Here is a 20,216-nt window from a genome sequence, read left to right on the forward strand (position 1 = left end):
CTTGGGGTAGAGGGCATCATGCGGGACAAGGTGACCGGCGCGCAGCGCTGGGTGGTGAAGATTGGCAGTGCGCTGCTGACCGCCGATGGGCGTGGTCTGGATCGCTCCGCGATGGCGGTCTGGGTCGAGCAGATGGTGGCCCTGCGCGAGGCGGGTGTGGAGCTGGTGCTGGTGTCGTCTGGCGCCGTGGCGGCGGGCATGAGTCGGCTGGGTTGGTCGGCGCGGCCGAGCGCGATGCATGAGCTACAGGCGGCGGCCGCCATTGGCCAGATGGTGCTGGTGCAGGCCTGGGAGTCCAGCTTTGCCGAGCATGGCAGTCACACGGCTCAGGTATTGCTGACCCATGATGATCTTTCCGACCGCAAGCGCTACCTGAATGCGCGCAGCACCCTGCGTACGCTGGTCGATCTTGGCGTCGTGCCGGTGATCAATGAGAACGACACCGTGGTCACCGACGAGATCCGCTTCGGCGACAACGACACCCTGGCGGCGCTGGTGGCCAACCTGGTGGAGGCCGACCTGCTGGTGATCCTCACTGACCGCGACGGCATGTTCGATGCCGATCCGCGACACAATCCCGATGCGCAGCTGATCTTCGAGGCGCGCGCCGATGATCCTTCCCTGGATGCCGTGGCGGGCGGTACCGGTGGTGCGCTGGGGCGCGGTGGCATGCAGACCAAGCTGCGTGCCGCGCGTCTGGCTGCGCGTTCCGGGGCGCATACGGTGATCGTCGGTGGTCGTATCGAACGCGTGCTGGATCGCCTCAAGGCGGGCGAACGCTTGGGTACGTTGCTGGCGCCCGAGCGCGGCCTGCTGGCGGCGCGCAAGCAGTGGCTGGCCGGGCATCTGCAGACCCGCGGTACGCTGGTGCTGGATGCGGGGGCGGTGAAGGCGCTGGCGGTCGATCACAAGAGCCTGTTGCCGGTCGGGGTGCGCGAGGTGCAGGGCAGTTTCCGGCGTGGCGAGATGGTGGTCTGTGTCGGTCCAGACGGGCGTGAGGTCGCGCGCGGGCTGGCCAACTACAGTGCCCTGGAGGCGCAGAAGATCGTCGGTCAGCCTTCCGATGCCATCGAGAAGCTGTTGGGCTATGTCGATGAGCCGGAGCTGGTGCACCGGGATAATCTGATTCTGGTCTGAGAATCTGTTTAAAGTCTGCTGCGCGTCGGCCTTGCTGCGTTAAAAACAGGCTCTAGCTCGCGAACCTTTAAAACAGATTCTGGGAGGGCGCGATGCGCATTGCGAAGGGATTGCTGGCTGCGTGCCTGTTGCTGCCGCTGGGGGTGCAGGCGGAGGAGATCGGTGAGGTCTCCACGGTGTTCAAGTGGGTTGGGCCGAACGACAAGATCGTGGTCGAGGCCTTCGATGATCCGAAGGTGGAGGGCGTGACCTGCTACCTGTCGCGCGCCAAGACGGGTGGGGTCAAGGGTGGTCTGGGGTTGGCCGAGGATCGTGCCGAGGCGTCGATCGCCTGTCGCCAGGTCGGGCCTATTCACTTCACCGGCAAGCTGAAGGATGGCGAAGAGGTGTTCAAGGAGCGCACCTCGCTGGTGTTCAAGACCATGCAGGTGGTGCGTTTCTTCGACGAGAAGCGCAATACGCTGGTCTATCTGGTGTACAGCGATCGGGTGATCGAAGGTAGTCCGCAGAATGCGGTGACGGCTATTCCGATCCTGCCCTGGGCGGCGCAATAAGCGAAAAAAGCCGGAGCATGCTCCGGCTTTTTCACGCCCTGTCGAAAATCACGGGCAATAAAAAACCGGCCCTGGGGCCGGTCTTTTCAAGAACAGATCAATCAGGCGGCGGTAGCCAGAGCCTTGATGTGACCGTTCAGGCGGCTCTTGTGGCGAGCGGCCTTGTTCTTGTGGATGATGCCCTTGTCGGCCATGCGGTCGATGACCGGAACAGCCAGGGTGTAGGCGGTCTGAGCCTTTTCCAGGTCTTTGGCGTCGATAGCCTTGACCACGTTCTTGATGTAGGTACGGACCATGGAGCGCAGGCTGGCGTTATGGCTACGACGCTTCTCAGCCTGTTTGGCGCGTTTTTTGGCAGAAGGTGTATTGGCCACCGTCAAGCTCCTCGAAAACTAGGGGGATAGCAACAAATAAGGCCGCGAATCATGCCGATGCATCGCGTGCCTGTCAAGTGCGGAAGTGTCTTGATTGGCTGGTCTGACCAGCGGCGGCTGGTTACACTCCTCGCCTTCATCTGTCGGCCCGCCCGTGCCGGCTTTCCGGACCGTCGAGACTCCATGAATCTGCTCAAGTCCCTGGCTGCCGTCAGTTCTCTGACCATGCTTTCCCGCGTGCTGGGCTTCGTTCGCGACACCATCATCGCGCGCACCTTCGGTGCCGGCGTGGCGTCGGACGCCTTTGTCGTGGCCTTCAAGTTGCCCAACCTGCTGCGCCGCATCTTCGCCGAGGGCGCCTTCTCCCAGGCTTTCGTGCCGATCCTGGCGGAATACAAGACCCAGCAAGGCGAGGAGGCGGCCCGCACCTTCCTGGCCTATGTCGCCGGCCTGCTGACTCTGGTGCTGGCGCTGGTGACGCTACTCGGCATTCTCGCCGCGCCCTGGATCGTCTGGATCACTGCACCGGGCTTTGCCGACGAGGCCGAGCGCTTTGCCCTGACCACCGATCTGTTGCGGGTGACCTTCCCCTATATATTGCTGATCTCCCTGTCGTCGCTGGTCGGCGCGGTGCTCAATACCTGGAACCGCTTCTCGGTGCCGGCGTTCGTGCCGACCCTGCTGAACGTCAGCATGATCGTGTTCTCGGTCTGGTTCGCGCCGTATTTCGATCCGCCGATCATGGCCCTGGGCTGGGCGGTGCTGGTCGGCGGTCTGGCACAGTTTCTCTGGCAGCTGCCGGCGCTGAAGAAGACCGGCATGCTGGTGCTGCCGCGCCTGAGCTTGCGCGACACAGGCGTGTGGCGGGTGCTCAGGCAGATGGGGCCGGCGATCTTCGGGGTGTCGGTGAGCCAGATCTCGCTGATCATCAACACCATCTTCGCTTCCTTCCTGGTGGCCGGCTCCGTGTCCTGGATGTACTACGCGGATCGCCTGATGGAGCTGCCCTCCGGCGTGCTCGGCGTGGCACTGGGCACCATTCTGTTGCCGGCGCTGGCCAAGACCTACGCCAGCGCTGATCGCGAGGAGTACTCGCGGCTGCTCGACTGGGGGCTGCGCCTGTGTTTCCTACTGGTGATGCCGTGCACCCTGGCGTTGGCGATCATCTCCGAGCCGCTGATCGTCTCGCTGTTCCAGTACGGCAAGTTCACTGCGCACGACTCGACCATGACTCAGCAGGCGTTGGTGGCCTACTCGGTCGGTCTGCTGGCACTGATCCTGATCAAGATCCTGGCGCCCGGCTTCTATGCCCAGCAGAACATCAAGACCCCGGTGCGCATTGCCATCGTCAGCCTGCTGGCGACCCAGGCGATGAATGGGCTGTTCGTCTTCGCTCTGGATCTGCGGCATGCTGGGCTGGCGCTAGCCATCAGCCTGGCGGCCTGTCTCAACGCGGGACTGCTCTACTGGCAGCTGCGCAGTCGGCGCATGTACCAGCCGCAGCCGGGTTGGACATTTTTCCTGCTCAAGCTGGTGCTGGCGGTGCTGGCCATGGCGGCGGTGCTGCTGGCGGTGATGCACTTCATGCCGGATTGGCAGCAGGGCAACATGCTGGTGCGGTTGCTGCGCCTCGGCGCGCTGGTCGCCGCCGGTGTGGTGACCTATTTCGGCATGTTGCTGCTGCTCGGCTTCCGCCCGCGCGACTTCGCCCGCCGCACCATTCACTGACGCGCCAGGCGGCTGACACACTGCCTGTCGCCGATAGTCGCCTGTGCGTATAATCGACCACTTTGTAAGCAAGAAGCGCGCTATGCAGCTGGTCCGAGGCCTCCACAATCTGCTACCCCTGACCCAGGGATGCGTTGCCACCATCGGCAATTTCGATGGCGTGCACCTTGGTCACCAGGCCATCCTGGCGCGCCTGCGTGAGCGCGCCATCGAGCTGGGTGTGCCGAGCTGCGTGGTGATCTTCGAGCCGCAGCCGCGTGAATTCTTCGCCCCGGACACCGCGCCGGCGCGCCTCACCCGTCTGCGTGAGAAGCTCGAGCTGCTGGCCGCCCAAGGCGTCGACCGGGTGCTGTGCCTGGCCTTCAATCGTCGCCTGCGCGAACTGTCGGCCGAAGAGTTCGTGCGTCAGGTGCTGGTGGATGGCCTGCATGTGAAGCACCTAGAGGTCGGTGACGACTTTCGCTTCGGCGCCGGCCGCACTGGCGATTTCGCCTTCCTGGTCGAGGCCGGCGAGTGGCATGGCTTCAGTGTCGAGGCGGCGCTGACCGTCGAGCTGGATGGCGAGCGCGTCAGCAGTACCCGTGTGCGTGAGGCCCTGCAGGCCGGCGAGCTGGAACTGGCCGAGCGCCTGCTGGGGCGGCCCTATGCCCTGGCCGGTCGTGTGCTGCATGGCCAGAAGCTGGCCCGTCAGCTCGGTACGCCGACCGCCAATGTGCAGCTGAAACGGCGTAAGCCGCCGCTGCGCGGGGTGTTTCTGGTCAGCGCGCTGCATGAGGGGCACCGCTTCCACGGCGTCGCCAACATCGGTCAGCGTCCGACCGTGGCCGGCGATGGCAGCCCGCATCTGGAAGTGCATTTGCTGGAATACGCTGGCGATCTCTATGGCCAGCGTCTGACGGTGGAATTCCACCACAAGCTGCGTGATGAGCAGCGTTTCGCCTCCCTGGAGGCGCTGAAGACGGCGATCGACGCGGATGTCGCCGCCGCCCGGGCCTACTGGCTTGGCCAACCGCTTGATTGATCTAAGAGCCTGAGATGACCGACTACAAAGCCACGCTGAACCTTCCGGATACTGCCTTCCCGATGAAAGCCGGCCTGCCGCAGCGCGAGCCGGAGACCCTGGCGCGCTGGGACAGCATTGGCCTGTACCAGAAGCTGCGGAAGCTTGGCGAGACCCGGCCGAAGTTCGTCCTGCACGACGGCCCGCCCTACGCCAACGGCAGCATCCACATCGGTCATGCGGTCAACAAGATCCTCAAGGACATGATCACCCGTTCCAAGACCCTGGCCGGCTACGACGCCCCCTACGTGCCGGGCTGGGACTGCCACGGCCTGCCGATCGAGCACAAGGTCGAGACCACCTTCGGCAAGAACCAGCCGTCTGACCTGACCCGTGAGCGCTGCCGCACCTATGCTGGCGAGCAGATCGAAGGGCAGAAGGCCGACTTCATCCGCCTCGGTGTGCTGGGTGAGTGGAACAATCCGTACAAGACCATGGACTTCGCCAACGAGGCCGGCGAGATCCGCGCGCTGGCCGAGATGGTCAAGCAGGGCTTCGTGTTCAAGGGCCTGAAGCCGGTCAACTGGTGCTTCGATTGCGGCTCGGCCCTGGCCGAGGCCGAGGTCGAATATCAGGACAAGAAGTCCGATGCCATCGACGTGGCCTTCCTCGTCGAAGACGCCGCCAAGCTGGCTGCTGCCTTCGGCCTGAGCGAACTGGCCAAGCCGGCCAGCATCGTGATCTGGACCACCACGCCCTGGACCATCCCGGCCAACCAGGCGCTCAACGTGCACCCGGAGTTCACCTACGCCCTGGTCGATGTCGGCGACAAGCTGCTGCTGCTGGCCGAGGAGCTGGTCGAGAGCTGCATGGCTCGCTACGGCCTGCAGGGCGAAGTGGTTGCCACCGCTGCCGGTGCGGCTCTGGAAAACATCCGCTTCCGTCATCCGTTCTATGAGCGCTTCGCCCCGGTCTATCTGGCCGAGTACGTCGAGCTGGGTGCCGGTACCGGGATCGTCCACTCCGCTCCGGCCTATGGCGAGGACGACTTCCGTTCGTGCAAGCAGTACGGCATGCACAACGACGACATCCTCAGCCCGGTGCAGAGCAATGGCGTGTACGTCGCCGACCTGCCGTTCTTCGGCGGCCAGTTCATCTGGAAGGCCAACCCGGCCATCGTCGCCAAGCTCGACGAAGTCGGTGCGCTGCTCAAGCACGAGGCGATCCAGCACAGCTACATGCACTGCTGGCGGCACAAGACCCCGCTGATCTATCGCGCCACCGCGCAGTGGTTCGTCGGCATGGACAAAGCGCCGGAGCAGGGCGCTACCTTGCGCGAACGCGCACTGTCCGCCATCGAGCAGACCGAGTTCGTCCCGGCCTGGGGCCAAGCGCGTCTGCACAATATGATCGCCGGGCGCCCAGACTGGTGCATCTCGCGTCAGCGCAACTGGGGCGTGCCGATCCCGTTCTTCCTCGACAAGGCCAGCGGTGAGCTTCACCCGCGTACCGTTGAGCTGATGGAGGAGGTGGCCAAGCGCGTCGAACAGCAAGGCATCGAGGCCTGGTTCAAGCTGGACGCCGCCGAGCTGCTCGGCGATGAGGCCGTGCAGTACGACAAGATCAGCGACACCCTGGACGTCTGGTTCGATTCCGGCACCACCCACTGGCATGTGATGCGTGGCTCGCACCCCATGGGTCATGATCAGGGCCCGCGCGCCGACCTGTACCTGGAAGGCTCCGACCAGCACCGCGGCTGGTTCCATTCCTCGTTGCTGACCGGTAGCGCCATCGACGGCCATGCGCCGTACAAGGCGCTGCTGACTCACGGCTTCGTGGTCGACGAGAACGGCCGCAAGATGTCCAAGTCCCTCGGCAACGTGGTCGCCCCGCAAGAGGTCAACGACAGTCTGGGCGCCGACATCATGCGCCTGTGGGTCGCCTCCACCGATTACTCGGGCGAGATGGCCGTGTCCAAGGTCATCCTGCAGCGCAGCGCCGACGCCTACCGGCGTATCCGCAACACCATGCGCTTCCTGCTGGCTAACCTGGGCGATTTCGACCCGGCCAGGCATCTGCTGCCGGCCGACCAGCTGCTCGACCTGGATCGCTGGGCGGTGGACGCCACCGCGCGCCTGCAGGCCGAAGTCATAGAAGCCTACGGTGAGTACCGCTTCTGGAACGTCTACTCCAAGGTGCACAACTTCTGTGTGCAGGAGCTGGGCGGCTTCTACCTGGACGTGATCAAGGACCGTCAGTACACCACTGCCGCCGACAGCGCGGCACGCCGCTCTTGCCAGAGCGCGCAGTACCATATCGCCGAGGCGCTGGTGCGCTGGATCGCGCCGATCCTGGCCTTCACCGCCGACGAGATCTGGTCGTTCCTGCCGGGCGAGCGCAACGAGTCGGTCATGCTCAACACCTGGTACTCAGGCCTGGATCGCCTGCCGGAAGGCTTCGAGCTGGATCGTGCCTACTGGGAGCAGCTCACCGCCGTGCGCGCCGCGGTGAACAAGGAGCTGGAGAACCTGCGCAACAGCAAGGCCATCGGCGGCAATCTGCAGGCCGAGGTCACCCTGTATGGCGACGAGTCCCTGCAGCAGTCCCTGGCCAAGCTCGACAACGAGTTGCGCTTCGCCCTGATCACCTCCGCCGCCGCCGTCGCGCCGCTGGCCGATGCGCCTGCCGATGCGGTGGCCACCGAGGTGCCGGGCCTGAAGCTGAAGATCGTCAAGTCGGCCCACGCCAAGTGCGGTCGCTGCTGGCACTTCCGTGCCGATGTCGGCAGCAATGCCACTCACCCCGAGCTGTGCGAACGTTGCGTGAGCAACATCGAAGGTGCTGGCGAGGTGCGCAAGCATGTCTGATGCCTCGCGTTTCGGTCGTCTGGCCTGGCTGTGGCTGGCCGTGCTGGTGTTCATTCTCGACCAGGGCAGCAAGCAGATCGTGCTGCAGGTGCTGGAGTACGGACAGCGGGTCACGGTGATCGATGGCTACTTCGATTGGACCCATCTGTATAACCGTGGCGCGGCTTTCAGCTTCCTGGCCGCTGAGTCCGGCTGGCAACGCTGGCTGTTCGCCGCCATCGCCGCCGGCGTCAGCGCTGTGTTGGTGGTGTGGATGAAGCGTCTCAAGAGCAACGAGACCTGGCTGGCCATCGCCCTGGCAATGGTGCTGGGCGGTGCCTTGGGCAACCTGTACGACCGGGTCATGCTCGGTCATGTGGTCGACTTCATCCTGGTGCACTGGCAGAACCGCCACCATTTCCCGGCCTTCAACCTGGCCGACAGCGGCATTACCGTCGGCGCCGTGATGCTGGCGCTGGATATGTTCAAGAGCAAGAAGTCCGGAGAGCCCGCCCATGACTGATCCACTCTCTCAAGAGCTGCGCATTGGCCCGGACAAGGAAGTCACCCTGCATTTCGCCCTCAAGTTGGCCAACGGCGATGTGGTCGACAGCACCTTCGACAAGCAGCCGGCCACCTTCAAGGTCGGTGATGGCAACCTGTTGCCGGGCTTCGAGGTCGCGCTCTACGGCTTCAAGGCTGGCGACAAGCGCAGCCTGCAGATCGAGCCGGAGAACGCCTTCGGTCAGCCCAATCCGCAGAACGTGCAGGTCATGCCGCGCAGCCAGTTCGCCGACATGGAACTGTCCGAGGGCCTGCTGGTGATCTTCAACGATGCCGCCAATGCCGAGCTACCGGGTGTGGTCAAGGCGTTCGACGACGCGCAGGTAACCGTCGACTTCAACCATCCCCTGGCCGGCAAGACCCTGAGCTTCGACGTGGAAATCATCGAAGTTCGCCAAGCCTGACCCCTCTCGGGGAGAGGCGTACACTCTCCCCATCGCTTTCAGCGCGCGCCGAGATACCCAGCATGCAAATCAAACTCGCCAACCCCCGCGGCTTCTGCGCCGGCGTCGATCGCGCCATCGAGATCGTCAACCGCGCCCTGGAAGTGTTCGGCGCACCGATCTATGTGCGTCACGAAGTGGTGCACAACAAGTTCGTGGTCGAGGATCTGCGTGCCCGCGGTGCGGTGTTCGTCGAAGAACTGGATCAGGTGCCGGACAACACCATCGTCATCTTCAGTGCCCACGGCGTCTCCCAGGCCGTGCGCCAGGAGGCTGAACGTCGTGGCCTCAAGGTCTTCGACGCCACCTGCCCACTGGTGACCAAGGTGCACATGGAAGTCGCGCGTTACAGCCGCGACGGCCGAGAGTGCATCCTCATCGGCCACGAGGGCCATCCGGAAGTCGAAGGCACCATGGGCCAGTACGACGCCCGCAACGGCGGCGCCATCTATCTGGTGGAAGACGAAGAGGATGTAGCTGCACTCGAAGTACGCGACCCGCAAACGCTGGCCTTCGTCACCCAGACCACGCTGTCTATGGACGACACCAGCAAAGTCATCGACGCCTTGCGTGCCAAGTTCCCCAGCATCGGTGGGCCGCGCAAGGACGATATCTGCTATGCCACACAGAACCGGCAGGATGCGGTGAAGCAACTGGCAGCGGAGTGTGATGTGGTGCTGGTGGTTGGCAGTCCAAATAGCTCCAATTCCAATCGCTTGCGCGAGCTGGCCGAGCGTATCGGCACGCCGGCCTACCTAATCGATGGGGCTGAGGATCTTCGCTCGGAGTGGTTTGAGGGGGAGGCGATAGTTGGTATCACGGCTGGTGCTTCGGCTCCAGAGGTACTTGTGCAGGGTGTTATTCGGCAGTTAGGGAATTGGGGCGCTAGTAATACCCAGGAGCTGCTAGGCCGCCCCGAGAACGTAGTTTTTTCAATGCCGAAGGAACTACGCGTTAAGGCGTTGGATTAGTACATTTGGTGTTGTTTGGCTCGCTTGCACGCCGGACACGCCCAATCTTGCTTATGATCAATTCGTAACTGCTTGCAGAGCCTGCTTGGCACACACTGAAGGTGCCTGCTTGAAAACCTCCACTCTGCAGGATGGCTCGCCCGTTTGGTAGAAAGTGAACGCCATTCTGTAGCGTGCTGGTGGCGGTGATATGGGACGAACGAGCACCTTGTTCGGCAATCACTTTTGGTGAGTCTTCGGCTCTCATGCTGCGATTGGGGTCGATGTAGATGCGCCAGCCGCTCCCCCAGGTATTGTTTACTGCTTGGATGGTGGTGGCCTGCCCGGTTGTTACGGCGTGAAGGCGGGCCTGCTGTAATGCACCATGCAGCAAACTCGCATCACTAATCGCCCTTTCCCGGTTGATTAATGTCTTCGTACTTGGCGCGGCGATCATCATGATCATCGAAACGATAGCGAGCGTCGCGAATAGCTCTACGAGCGAGAATCCCTTCTCCATATCTGCCTTCCTTGGTTGTTACCGGTGGTCGTTAGAATGTGCCCGGCCATCCTCTGGCGTGTTGCGTTGCGCTTAGGGCGAAATAAAGTGTAGGCGAGTATTCAGGGTGGATTTTCCCATGCGTGTGCAGAAGGGTTTCACATTGGTCGAGCTGATGGTGGTGATTGCGGTGCTCGCGGCTTTCGTGACAATTGCGCTGCCTGCTTTCGCTGACTTGATGCGTGGAGTGCGAGCATCGAGCGATGTCAGCGCGATCACCACAGCGTTGTCCTTGGCTCGTTCCGAAGCGGTTAAGCGGAATCAGCGGGCATGCGTATCTTCGGCGTCATGGGCGGCGGGCTGGGAGGTTAAGCAAGATGCCACTGGTAATGGCAGCTGCAGCGACTCAGGCGATACCCTTGTGCGTACTTTTAGAGGAGTTGCATCGGGCGCCACGTTAGAGGTGAAGCGAAGCGGATCCTCAATAACCGAGGTTGTTTATGAGGGTTCCGGCCGTCAGTCCGGAGGTGATGTGGTGTTGGCATATCGCTCCGTCGGTGGCGCTTGCAGTGCAGCTCGTGATCGCGATCTGACGGTGGGATCTACGGGCAGAACAAAAGTTGAGGTATGCACAGCACCATGATCAAGGACTCGCTTAAGCGACAGAGTGGATTCACCCTGATCGAAGTTCTGGTTTCCATTGTGATATTGGCGATTGGCTTGTTGGGGTTGGCTGCCATGCAATTGCAGTCTCTTAAATATACGCAAGGCTCGCAGTGGCGCTCACAAGCAAATTTCCTAGCCTATGACATTGTTGAGCGAATTCGAGCTAATCGGGAGAATGTAGATAGTTATGTAATTGCAATGTCTGCTGCAAAGCCCAGTGCACGCACCCCAATGGCTAATGATGATTTGTACTCTTGGTTGGATCAGCTGGAGACGTCAATTCCTGGCGGTGATGGGGCCGTCCAATGGGCTAGTGCAACGCGAACTCTGACTGTCGTGATTGAGGCGGACGACCAAGCCAGGATTAAGCAGTCAGGCTCCGCGGCGGCGAGTAAGACCCAGTTCACCTTTGTAACACGACTGGATCCACTCATATGATAAATGTACCCAAGGTGTCCGTGCTGCGTGGTCAGCAAGGTATAGGTTTGATCGAGCTAATGATTGCTATTACCTTGAGTCTTGTCATTGGTGGGGCGGTCATACAGGTTTTCCTGAGCCAGCGGCAAACATTCCGCACTCAAGATGATATGGCGAGAGTCCAAGAAAATGCCCGATTTGCCTTTGAGCAAATAGCCAAAGATATACGGCAGGTTGGCTACTGGGGATGTTCTAGGAAGGCGCAAATTGTCAATGATACCGGCAACTCTTCATACAATTCGATAAATGATACCGCGCTTGTAGAAAACTCAGGGGTTCTCTCCCTAATGTTCGTGGGGGCTCATCCAATTGGTACTGTTAATGCGGTCGATTTTTCCGGCGTCGGGACGCCGCGCGTGGTAGCTGACTGTACTAGGGCGTCAATTTTTTCTGGACAAACTATCCCTGTAGGTTATCCGCCCGAGGCTTCTATCTATGTGCTCTCAAGTGTTGATTATTCTATTTCAGGGAGCGGTCTAATGCGCGGCACTGAGAACATAATCGACTCTGGCGTAAGGAGCATCTCATTCCGTTATGGGGTTTCTGGCGCTACCGGGTGGGCCGAGAGCTACCAGCCTGCTTCGGCTGTAGCTGCAGCTGCGAAGTGGTCCTCTGTTGTCAGTGTTGAAGTCACATTGACCTTGAGAGGCGACACTGTTGGTGATCAGATATTCAAGTCGGTTGTTGCTGTTCGCAACCGTCTACCTTGAGAGGATCATATGTTCGAGTCAAAGCAGAATGGTTCGGCGCTTATTATTTGTATGGTGTTTTTATTGTTATTAACCATACTGGGTATTTCCTCCATGCAGTCGTCCACTATGCAGGAGAAGATGGTAGGTAACGCTGTGGAGGAGAATAGAGCATTCCAGATGGCGGAGGGTGCTCTGCGAGAGGGTGAACAATATGTTGAGAGCAATAGTGCTTACAGCTCGACAACTGCCATGAGTTTGCCGCAGGCGGGTTCTGTGCCTAGTGGGGGTGGGTGGGCGGCATCCACTGCTAAAGCATATTACCATGTGCAGAAGATTGCTTACGCAAATTCTGTTTTTCTTATTACAGCTATTGGTTATGGCATTGATAATAATGCGCGTGTTGTCTTGCAGTCCACATATCGCCCTAACTAGGAAGAGATGAAGAAAGATGAAAGGTACATTTTCTGCTCGGGTCTTCGTCTCTTTTACGCTTACGGCGGGTGTCGGCTTGTCGAGCATGCCCGTGTCTGCGGCTACTGATATTGCCACGGAACCGCTGTATACCTCCCGCACTGTGACGCCGCTGAATATGTTGGTGATGGGGCGTGATCATAAGCTTTATTATGAGGCCTATAATGATGCCTCGGATCTTGATGGCGATGGTGTGGTCGATATTCGGTTCAAGCCATCAATTACCTACTTTGGCTACTTTGATTCGGCCACCTGCTATGACTGGGATAGCAGTGCGGAAATATTTGTTCCAAAGTCTCGCCCAGCTGACGCTCTGAGGCGTTGCATTGTTGCAAGTGGTGGTGAGTGGAGTGGGAATTTCCTTAACTACGTGGCTACTTCCCGTATAGATGCCTTGCGTAAAGTGTTGTATGGCGGATATAGGCGAGTAGACCGGGCGGACAATAATACGGTGCAGACCGTGTTGGAGCGCAGTTATACCCCGCAAGACGGGCATAGCTGGGGAAAAGAATACAAAAGTCTTGCAGTCGATGGCTATAGTATTACGGACTACACACCTCTCGCTCAGCCGGCCTCTAATGCACGCCATCTTTTTGCGAGCGTGAACCTAAATACCGATACTACAAAGCCCCTGATTAGGGTCTTGACTAACTCGACTAGACGTATATGGGAGTGGGTGTCGAAAGAAGCGCCTGTTGCTGGCGATACCTGTATTAACCCGGCGGGAAATTGTGTTGTGTCTGCTGGGGTAGACGGAACCCGCCCTGCCACAGCTTCCGAATTTACGGCGCTGATAAATAAATTTTCTGACCAAGTTATCTATGGTCCTGTCTCCCGCACCAAGATCGATAAGCGTGTAAGTGGCGCGGAAACCCTGCCAGGAACTGGCGCTTCTCAGCTTGGGCAGCAGGATAACTATATCAGCGTACTGAATGGCAGGCTGGTGGTTGCCCAGGCGGGTAATTATCAGTTCGCTATTAATGGCGATGATGCTGTCGACTTCACAATTGAGGGGGTCGGTAGTTTTGGCTGGTATAATGGTCATGGTGCGCAGGATACGACCGATTCAAATTCGGTCATATCGAATTGGAGTAACAAATCACCGGTTATCCCTCTTGCGGTGGGGGAGTACTCAGTGGTCTTTCGCCATGAAGAAGGGGCGGGGGGTGACTCGTATCAGTTAGCATGGAAGCGCCCTAGTCAAAACTGGCAAGTAGTCCCGGAAAGCGTTGGTAGCGGTGCCGGGTTGAAGAATGTCCAGCTAACAGTTTTCGGGCGCACTATTCCTGCATCTGTAATGACGGATTACGTGGCAAGAGTGCAGGTTTGCAAGGTCGGGCTTCTAGAAGATAATTGTACGCGATATGTTCGCCGAGTTAGTGGGGTTGACCGCGAATCCTTTAAGCCAGAGGGGATATTGCAGCAGTACGGTGGTGGAGCTACTCCCAAAATGCTATTCGGGCTGCTGACAGGGAGCCACGTAAATAACACTCGTGGTGGCGTAATTCGGCGGGAGGTATCTAACATCTCTGACGAAATTGACTCGACTACAGGTCAATTTGTTTCGACGGTGAACGGCGTTATCGGCTCTATCAATAAATTGAAAATTGTTGGTTATAATGGCTCTTATTCCGGCTGCGGCTTGTTGGCGCGTGCAATTGGTAATAATGAATGTCATATGTGGGGGAATCCTATCTCCGAAATGATGTATGAGGCAGTTCGCTATTTCGCTGGTAGAGGCGGGCCAACTAGTAGTTTTACGTATTCGAGTTCCACTCATGACAGCGCACTTGGATTGGCTCAACCAACTGCCACATGGACGAACCCATACTCCAAGCCTGGTGTGCAGTCGTGTTCTGTTCCAGTTCAAACTGTTATTTCCGATATTAATCCATCTTATGATACTGATGATCTTCCTGGCAGTTACTGGAATCCATCGTTCACCACAGATTTGACAGGTTTGAATGTAGGGGCATTGGGGGATGCGATTTGGCAGTATGAAATAGGAGGAGACAAGAATATCTTCATTGGCGAGACTAATGGAGATGCAACTTCAGGGCCAACGGCCAAGATTGCAAAGACTTTCAAGAATACTCGTGGACTTTCTCCCGAAGAGCCCACTAAGCGTGGTGGCTATTACGCTGCTAGTGTGGCTTATCACGGCTTGACAACCGACCTTAACGCCCGTTCTGGCCAGCAGAGGATGAGTACATATGCAATCGCCCTAGCATCGCCTCTTCCGGAGTTCAAGATTCCCGTCGGTGGGAACACCGTAACGTTAGTTCCATTTGCAAAATCTGTTAAGTATGGCGGCGACGCGGCATGGAATACCTACGCACCCACCAATACTATTGTTGACTTTTATGTGGAGTCCATTGCGGCAGATGCCAGAAGCGGTGTCTTCAGGGTTAACTTCGAAGACGTAGAGCAGGGTAACGACCATGATATGGATGCTATTGCCCGCTACAGTTATCAAGTTGATGCTAATAATAAACTTACTATTTCGATGAGTTCTGACTATGCTGCCGGTGGAGTGGTGCAGCACATGGGGTATGTTATTTCTGGTACCACCACCGATGGCGTGTTCTTGGAAGTAAGGGATGTGGACACTGCTGAGGCCGATGATTACCTCCATCCTCTGGACACTCCACCGGGGCGCTTGCCTGGCCAGCAGCGCACTACCACCAAACTTCCACTGCAGGCAACGCGCGAATTCACTGCCAGCTCAACCCCAGCGGCAACCTTGCTCAAAGATCCGTTGTGGTATGCGGCTAAGTGGGGTGGATTCAATGATAAGAACGCCAATGCCCGACCGGATCTGAAGGAGGAGTGGACTAGCTCGCTGGCACTTAATCCTAATCCCGACAATTATTTCTTGGTTACCAATGCCTTGAAGTTGCGTGACCAGTTAGATAAGGCGTTCAGTGAGATTCTGCGCTCTCTTTCTTCTTCGTCGGCTGCTGCGGCAAGTACAGGGCAGTTTGTCGAAGGTAAGAGTCAAGTCGTCCAGGCCCGCTTCCGCACATCTAACTGGTCTGGTGAGCTAGTTGGTTACGAAATTCTCAGCAATAGTCAGATAGGAAATATTGTTTGGAACTCGTCTGAGCGTGTACCTGCGTTCGGTGATCGAAATATCAGAACATTGAATACGATATTGGGCGGAGGCATGTCGTTCACTTGGTCGAATTTGAGCCCTGATCAGCAGAGTAATTTGCTTGTTGGTCCTGTTGCCAATTCGGTCGCGCAAGAAAGGCTGGATTATTTAAGGGGTAATAGTACTAGAGAGCAGCGCTTTGGTGGCCCCTTCCGTGATCGTGTTAATGGAGTGATCGGTGATATCACCAATTCAGATCCTGTATATGTCGATAATCTAGAGTCCCGGCTTGCCTATGTCCCTACGTCTGATAGGACTGACTATGCTACTTTCCGAGATGGATTGGCTAATCGTCCCGAAATGGTTTACGCAGGTACTAATGCCGGTTTGCTGCATGGCGTCTGTGCGCTTAATTGCGGAACTGGCACTCCGGTAGGTACGGAATTACTGGCTTATGTACCAAGTACGATTATTCCGGGTATGTACGAGCTGACATTGCCGTCCTATAGGCATAAATATTATGTTGATGGCCCCAGTGCGGTCAGTGATGCAAAGATAGGTAGTGCATGGAAGACGGTCCTGCTGGGGGCGCTTGGCGCTGGTGGGAAAGGCCTGTATGCGCTTGATGTGACCAACCCCAAGGCATTTGGAAACTCTAGTGTGCTATGGGAATTCGAACCAAAGACAGAAGCCGCTGACCTGGGGGTTGGTATGAGCGCTACCGACATGGGTTATACCATTGGTAAGCCGCAAATTGCTCGAGTTAAAGCGGGCAATAAGTCGGTGGCGATATTTTCCAACGGCTATAACGGTGCAAGTGGTCGTGCATCGTTGCTGGTCGTAGATCTGGCCACCGGGCGCTTGATTAAGCGCATGCGTGTTAGTGGGCTCGGCCAGTCTTTGGCGGCACCCGCCCTTCTGGATCGAGATAATGATGGTTATGTGGACTATGTTTATGCTGGTGATGATGCCGGAAAGCTATGGCGGTTTAACCTGACTGCGTCCGATATTTCAGGCTGGGACGTTGATCTGTCTGGTCGACCACTATTGGAGACTGAGGGCGGTCAACCAATTACTTCGGCTCCCGCGCTCTATACAACAGCAGATAATAAACTCATGGTTTATGTTGGTACTGGTCGGTATATGGGGGTTACCGATAAACAAGACAGCACAGTGCAAGCAATGTATGCCGTTCAGGATAAGTATTTAGATGGGACGCCTTTTAGTTCATCCACTACCTTATCGGACCTTGTAGAGCAAACGATAATCTATGAGGTTGATAATGCTCCTCTGGTAGGTGGGACCAGCGCAGGGTTTGCCATTCGCGTGACCTCAGCCAACGAAGTTGACTATGCCACCAAGATGGGCTGGTTTATCAGGCTTAAACCGCCGGCGCCAGCTGGAGGGCTGGGTGAGCGTGTCAACGCCTCTGCAGTTGTGCGCCATGGCCGATTGATCTTTACGACGCTGATTCCGCCAGTTGATACCTGTGAATTTGGTGGTTCTGGCTGGCTGATGGAGATGGACGCTGTCAGTGGTAAGCGCTTTAATGATTCCGTACTGGACTTGAATGAAGATGGTCAGATCGATGAGAGGGATATGTATAAGTTGTCCAATGATGAGAAATATTCGATTGGCGGAAGAAAATTTGATGAGTTGATTCGTCCGCCAGCTTTTGTGGGCTTTGGCGATAAAGAAGGTAAATATATTTCTGGCTCAAGTGGTGGTCTGACCAAAGTTTGGGAAAAGGGCGGGGCGACACTGGTTCGTGGTCGTTTGTCTTGGCAGCAACTTGAGTAATTATTCCAGTTCTATCGAGGTGTTTGTGGAACCTAAAACTTCGTCGGGATTCACCCTTATTGAGTTGATGATAGCGATTGTTATAATCGGTGTCTTGGTTGCTATAGCTATGCCGATCTATCAAGAATATATAAAGAAGTCTCGAAGAGCAGAGGCCGCAGCAGTGCTGACTGAGGCGGCTCAGCGGTTAGAGGTTTTCTACTCGCAGAATGGTCGCTACTGCGACACAAGCGCTTGCGCGAGTATTGCGCCCGTATTTCAAGCCTCTATTCCAGCGAGCGGTACTGCTTATTATAATGTTGGCGCCTCCGCTATTACTGCTACAAGTTACACGTTGAATGCTGCGCCAGTAGGTGCAATGGTTGGCGATGAGTGTGGAACTTTTACCATTACGCAGGCCGGGCAAACTTCGGTGTCGGGGGGGAGTCTAGGGGCGGCAGCCTGTTGGCGGCGCTAAAGTGATGCGCTATTTGGAGGCGAGCCTTTGAGAGTGGTTTGTGTGGGTGGTGGCATCGTCGGCATGCTTTCCACTCTGTTCTTGGCTCGCGCTGGTATTGACGTAGTGCTGACCGAGATTGGATCGTTTGGGGGGGAGTCCTCTTGGGCTGGGGGTGGTATTGTTTCTCCCCTGTATCCTTGGCGTTACGACTCAGCCGTTACTGCATTAGCAAGGTGGTCGCAAGCTTTCTATCCTATCTTGGCTCGACAGCTTCATGTGCAAGCAAACCTTGATCCTGAAGTGTATGTAAGTGGTTTGTATTGGCTGGATTTGGATGATGATGCTGATGCCCTAGCGTGGTCTGAACGTGAGGGTGCAGGATTAGAGCAGGTTGATATACGGTCTGTGCGCTTGGCAGTCCCGGCCTTGGCACTCGATTATGAGCGCGCAATATATATGGCGAATGCTGCCAATGTGCGCAATCCTAGATTGCTTAAGGCGCTACGTCATGCTTTGCAATCAATGCCTAATGTTTCCCTGCGAGAGCATTGCGATGTTACTGGCTTTATTCGAAGTGGGTGTCGCATATCCGGAGTTCATTCATCGCATGGCGACATACACGCAGATCAGGTAGTTGTCTGCGCGGGAGCATGGAGCGGTAATTTGATGAGCGGACTTGGTCCTGTTCTACCGATCGCTCCAGTTAAAGGGCAAATGATTCTTTACAAGTGCTCGAAAGATTTCTTGTCCTCTATGGTTTTGATGCGCGGGCGCTACGCGATTCCACGGCGTGATGGGCATATCCTAGTGGGTAGTACGCTGGAATATGTAGGTTTTGACAAGACGCCTACTGATGAAGCCTTGCAATGTCTTCGAGCTTCGGCAGAACAACTGTTGCCAGCGTTGGCTGGCTCGCCTGTGGTTGGCCATTGGGCCGGCTTGAGGCCGGGCTCGCCACATGGAGTTCCTTTCATTGGTGGGGTGCCGGCCTTTCCAGGCCTTTGGCTCAATTGTGGTCACTACCGGAATGGATTGGTGCTAGCGCCCGCATCTTGCCAATTGTTAGCTGATCTTATTCTTGGGCGTGAACCAATAGTTGACCCGGCGCCGTATTGTCCCGCAGGGCGATTTGGCTAAAGCCTTAATCGATTCCTAGCTTTTTCAGGCGATAGCGCATTGAGCGAAACGTCAATCCTAGGCGCTGAGCTGCGGCGGTGCGGTTCCAGCGAGTTTCCTCCAAAGCTTGCATGATTAGCTTACGCTCGATCTCTTCTAGATAATCTTCTAGGTTGTCTATCTGCGATAGTGAAGCTTCGCCGCTCTCAGCAGCTGGCGCTGCATCCGAAAGGCGTAGGTCGATCGCCTGTATCTGCTCGTTTTCACACAAGGTATAGGCGCGTTCTAGCATGTTCTCCAGTTCGCGCACATTGCCGGGGAAGCGATAGCACTTGAGCTTCTCCAAGGCCTCTCCTGTAATGCTGGCGGCTGCTAGCCCGCTGCTTTCGGAGAGGCGGCGAAGCATGGTCTCGGCCAGCAGCGGAATATCTTCGCGGCGTTCGCGCAGTGGGGGGACGCGCAGTTCGATGACATTCAGCCGATAGAACAGGTCTTGGCGGAAGCGCTCGGCAGCCACCTCTGTCGCCAGATCCTTGTGGGTGGCGCAGAGAATGCGTACGTCCACCACTACTTCCTGCTGGCCGCCGACGGCGCGCACGGCCTTTTCCTGGATGGCGCGCAGAAGCTTGACCTGCATGGCCAGTGGCAGGTCGGCGACTTCGTCGAGGAACAGCGTGCCGCCGTCCGCAGCCTGGAAGAGGCCCTGTTTATCTTCGATGGCTCCGGTAAAGCTGCCCTTCTTGTGGCCGAAAAACTCGCTCTCCATCAGCTCCGAAGGGATGGCGCCGCAGTTGACCGGTACGAAGGGCTTTTCGCTGCGCGGCCCTTGCTCATGGATCAGGCGAGCCACCAGCTCCTTGCCGCTGCCAGATTCGCCACTGATATAGACAGGAGCCTGGCTGCGCGCGAGTTTCTGGATCTGGTTGCGCAGGGCCTTCATCGGTGGCGAGTCGCCGAGCAGGCGAGTATCGACCGGGCCCTCTTCGTGCTCACCGCTACGCAGGCGCAGCGCGGTAGCCACCAGTTCGCGCAGGCGGCCGAGATCGACGGGTTTGGTCAGGAAGTCGAAGGCGCCGGCCTTGAGCGCGTTGATTGCAGTATCCAGGCTGCCATAGGCGGTGATCATCGCCACCGGAACTTGCGCGTGACGCTGCTGGATATGCTGCACCAGCTCCAGGCCGGTGCCGTCGGGCAGGCGCATATCGGTCAGGCACAGGTCGAATGGCTCGCGAGCTAGCCACTCCCTCGCCTCTTTGACGTTGCGGGCGCTGCGCGTGTCGAGCTTCATGCGGCCCAGAGTGATTTCCAGGAGTTCGCGAATATCGGGCTCGTCGTCGACGATCAGGGCTCTCTGCCGGGTGTTCAT

General features: G+C 57.7%; 18 protein-coding genes. 15 read left to right on the top strand and 3 right to left on the bottom strand.

The features are described 5' to 3' along the window. Positions 1 to 18 precede the first annotated feature (18 nt). Both proB and N7607_RS02900 read left to right on the top strand, forming a co-directional pair. Positions 19 to 1,137, top strand: a complete 1,119-nt coding sequence (proB, locus tag N7607_RS02895) for a glutamate 5-kinase (RefSeq protein WP_279864513.1) — start codon at positions 19 to 21, stop codon at positions 1,135 to 1,137. Between the two features lie 92 nt (positions 1,138 to 1,229). Beyond that, positions 1,230 to 1,691 carry a CreA family protein gene (locus N7607_RS02900; RefSeq protein ID WP_279864512.1) on the top strand — a complete coding sequence of 154 codons (462 nt, stop codon included), beginning with the start codon at positions 1,230 to 1,232 and terminating at the stop codon, positions 1,689 to 1,691. 101 nt (positions 1,692 to 1,792) lie between these two features. Here N7607_RS02900 and rpsT read toward each other — a convergent pair whose 3' ends face one another. After that, positions 1,793 to 2,065: a 30S ribosomal protein S20 gene (gene rpsT, locus N7607_RS02905; RefSeq protein WP_068829169.1), complete on the bottom strand. Its 273-nt coding sequence runs from the start codon at positions 2,063 to 2,065 to the stop codon at positions 1,793 to 1,795. Between the two features lie 183 nt (positions 2,066 to 2,248). On the opposite strand from rpsT, the gene murJ reads away from it, so the two are divergent. The 6 genes from murJ (at position 2,249) to ispH (ending at position 9,617) form a co-directional block, all read left to right on the top strand. Beyond that, a complete protein-coding gene (murJ, locus tag N7607_RS02910; RefSeq protein WP_279864510.1) occupies positions 2,249 to 3,793 on the top strand; it encodes a murein biosynthesis integral membrane protein MurJ in 1,545 nt (514 codons plus the stop codon). A gap of 82 nt (positions 3,794 to 3,875) precedes the next feature. Beyond that, on the top strand, positions 3,876 to 4,814 hold the full coding sequence (gene ribF / locus N7607_RS02915; protein WP_279864509.1) for a bifunctional riboflavin kinase/FAD synthetase: 939 nt from the start codon (positions 3,876 to 3,878) through the stop codon (positions 4,812 to 4,814). Between the two features lie 14 nt (positions 4,815 to 4,828). Continuing rightward, positions 4,829 to 7,660, top strand: coding sequence for an isoleucine--tRNA ligase (gene ileS / locus N7607_RS02920; protein ID WP_279864508.1), 2,832 nt, complete (start codon positions 4,829 to 4,831; stop codon positions 7,658 to 7,660). Beyond that, positions 7,653 to 8,162, top strand: a complete 510-nt coding sequence (lspA, locus tag N7607_RS02925) for a signal peptidase II (RefSeq protein ID WP_279864507.1) — start codon at positions 7,653 to 7,655, stop codon at positions 8,160 to 8,162. Before ileS ends, lspA begins: the two co-directional genes overlap by 8 nt. Continuing rightward, the gene (fkpB, locus tag N7607_RS02930) at positions 8,155 to 8,607 is read left to right on the top strand and encodes an FKBP-type peptidyl-prolyl cis-trans isomerase (RefSeq protein WP_279864506.1); all 453 of its coding nucleotides are present in this window, start codon (positions 8,155 to 8,157) and stop codon (positions 8,605 to 8,607) included. Before lspA ends, fkpB begins: the two co-directional genes overlap by 8 nt. Before the next feature lie 62 nt (positions 8,608 to 8,669). Further along, positions 8,670 to 9,617: a 4-hydroxy-3-methylbut-2-enyl diphosphate reductase gene (gene ispH, locus N7607_RS02935; protein ID WP_279864505.1), complete on the top strand. Its 948-nt coding sequence runs from the start codon at positions 8,670 to 8,672 to the stop codon at positions 9,615 to 9,617. On the opposite strand, the gene N7607_RS02940 is transcribed toward ispH, so the two are convergent. Beyond that, the gene (locus N7607_RS02940) at positions 9,601 to 10,116 is read right to left on the bottom strand and encodes a GspH/FimT family pseudopilin (RefSeq protein ID WP_279864503.1); all 516 of its coding nucleotides are present in this window, start codon (positions 10,114 to 10,116) and stop codon (positions 9,601 to 9,603) included. The two genes, ispH and N7607_RS02940, sit on opposite strands and share 17 nt — an antisense overlap. Before the next feature lie 118 nt (positions 10,117 to 10,234). On the opposite strand from N7607_RS02940, the gene N7607_RS02945 reads away from it, so the two are divergent. From N7607_RS02945 to N7607_RS02975, 7 genes are read left to right on the top strand one after another with little or no spacing between them, the layout of a single operon-like run. After that, positions 10,235 to 10,738, top strand: a complete 504-nt coding sequence (locus N7607_RS02945) for a GspH/FimT family pseudopilin (RefSeq protein WP_279864502.1) — start codon at positions 10,235 to 10,237, stop codon at positions 10,736 to 10,738. Then, on the top strand, positions 10,735 to 11,199 hold the full coding sequence (gene pilV, locus N7607_RS02950; RefSeq protein ID WP_279864501.1) for a type IV pilus modification protein PilV: 465 nt from the start codon (positions 10,735 to 10,737) through the stop codon (positions 11,197 to 11,199). The genes N7607_RS02945 and pilV overlap by 4 nt, the downstream gene beginning before the upstream one ends. 14 nt (positions 11,200 to 11,213) lie before the next feature. Further along, entirely contained in the window at positions 11,214 to 11,948 is a 735-nt protein-coding gene (locus N7607_RS02955; RefSeq protein ID WP_279864500.1) for a PilW family protein, read from the top strand. Between the two features lie 9 nt (positions 11,949 to 11,957). Then, positions 11,958 to 12,362, top strand: a complete 405-nt coding sequence (locus tag N7607_RS02960; RefSeq protein WP_279864499.1) for a PilX N-terminal domain-containing pilus assembly protein — start codon at positions 11,958 to 11,960, stop codon at positions 12,360 to 12,362. A 16-nt stretch (positions 12,363 to 12,378) separates the two neighbouring features. Continuing rightward, a complete protein-coding gene (locus N7607_RS02965) occupies positions 12,379 to 17,295 on the top strand; it encodes a PilC/PilY family type IV pilus protein (protein WP_279864498.1) in 4,917 nt (1,638 codons plus the stop codon). Between the two features lie 25 nt (positions 17,296 to 17,320). Further along, the gene (locus N7607_RS02970; protein WP_279924016.1) at positions 17,321 to 17,752 is read left to right on the top strand and encodes a type IV pilin protein; all 432 of its coding nucleotides are present in this window, start codon (positions 17,321 to 17,323) and stop codon (positions 17,750 to 17,752) included. 27 nt (positions 17,753 to 17,779) lie between these two features. After that, positions 17,780 to 18,871 (top strand): FAD-dependent oxidoreductase, encoded by a 1,092-nt coding sequence (locus N7607_RS02975; protein WP_279864497.1) that lies wholly within the window; start codon positions 17,780 to 17,782, stop codon positions 18,869 to 18,871. 4 nt (positions 18,872 to 18,875) lie between these two features. Here the strand turns inward: N7607_RS02975 and N7607_RS02980 are convergent, their stop codons facing one another. Continuing rightward, the gene (locus N7607_RS02980) at positions 18,876 to 20,216 is read right to left on the bottom strand and encodes a sigma-54 dependent transcriptional regulator (protein WP_279864496.1); all 1,341 of its coding nucleotides are present in this window, start codon (positions 20,214 to 20,216) and stop codon (positions 18,876 to 18,878) included.

It is taken from the genome of Pseudomonas sp. GD04019 (assembly GCF_029837695.1).
In the GTDB taxonomy this organism is placed as follows: Bacteria; Pseudomonadota; Gammaproteobacteria; order Pseudomonadales; family Pseudomonadaceae; genus Aquipseudomonas.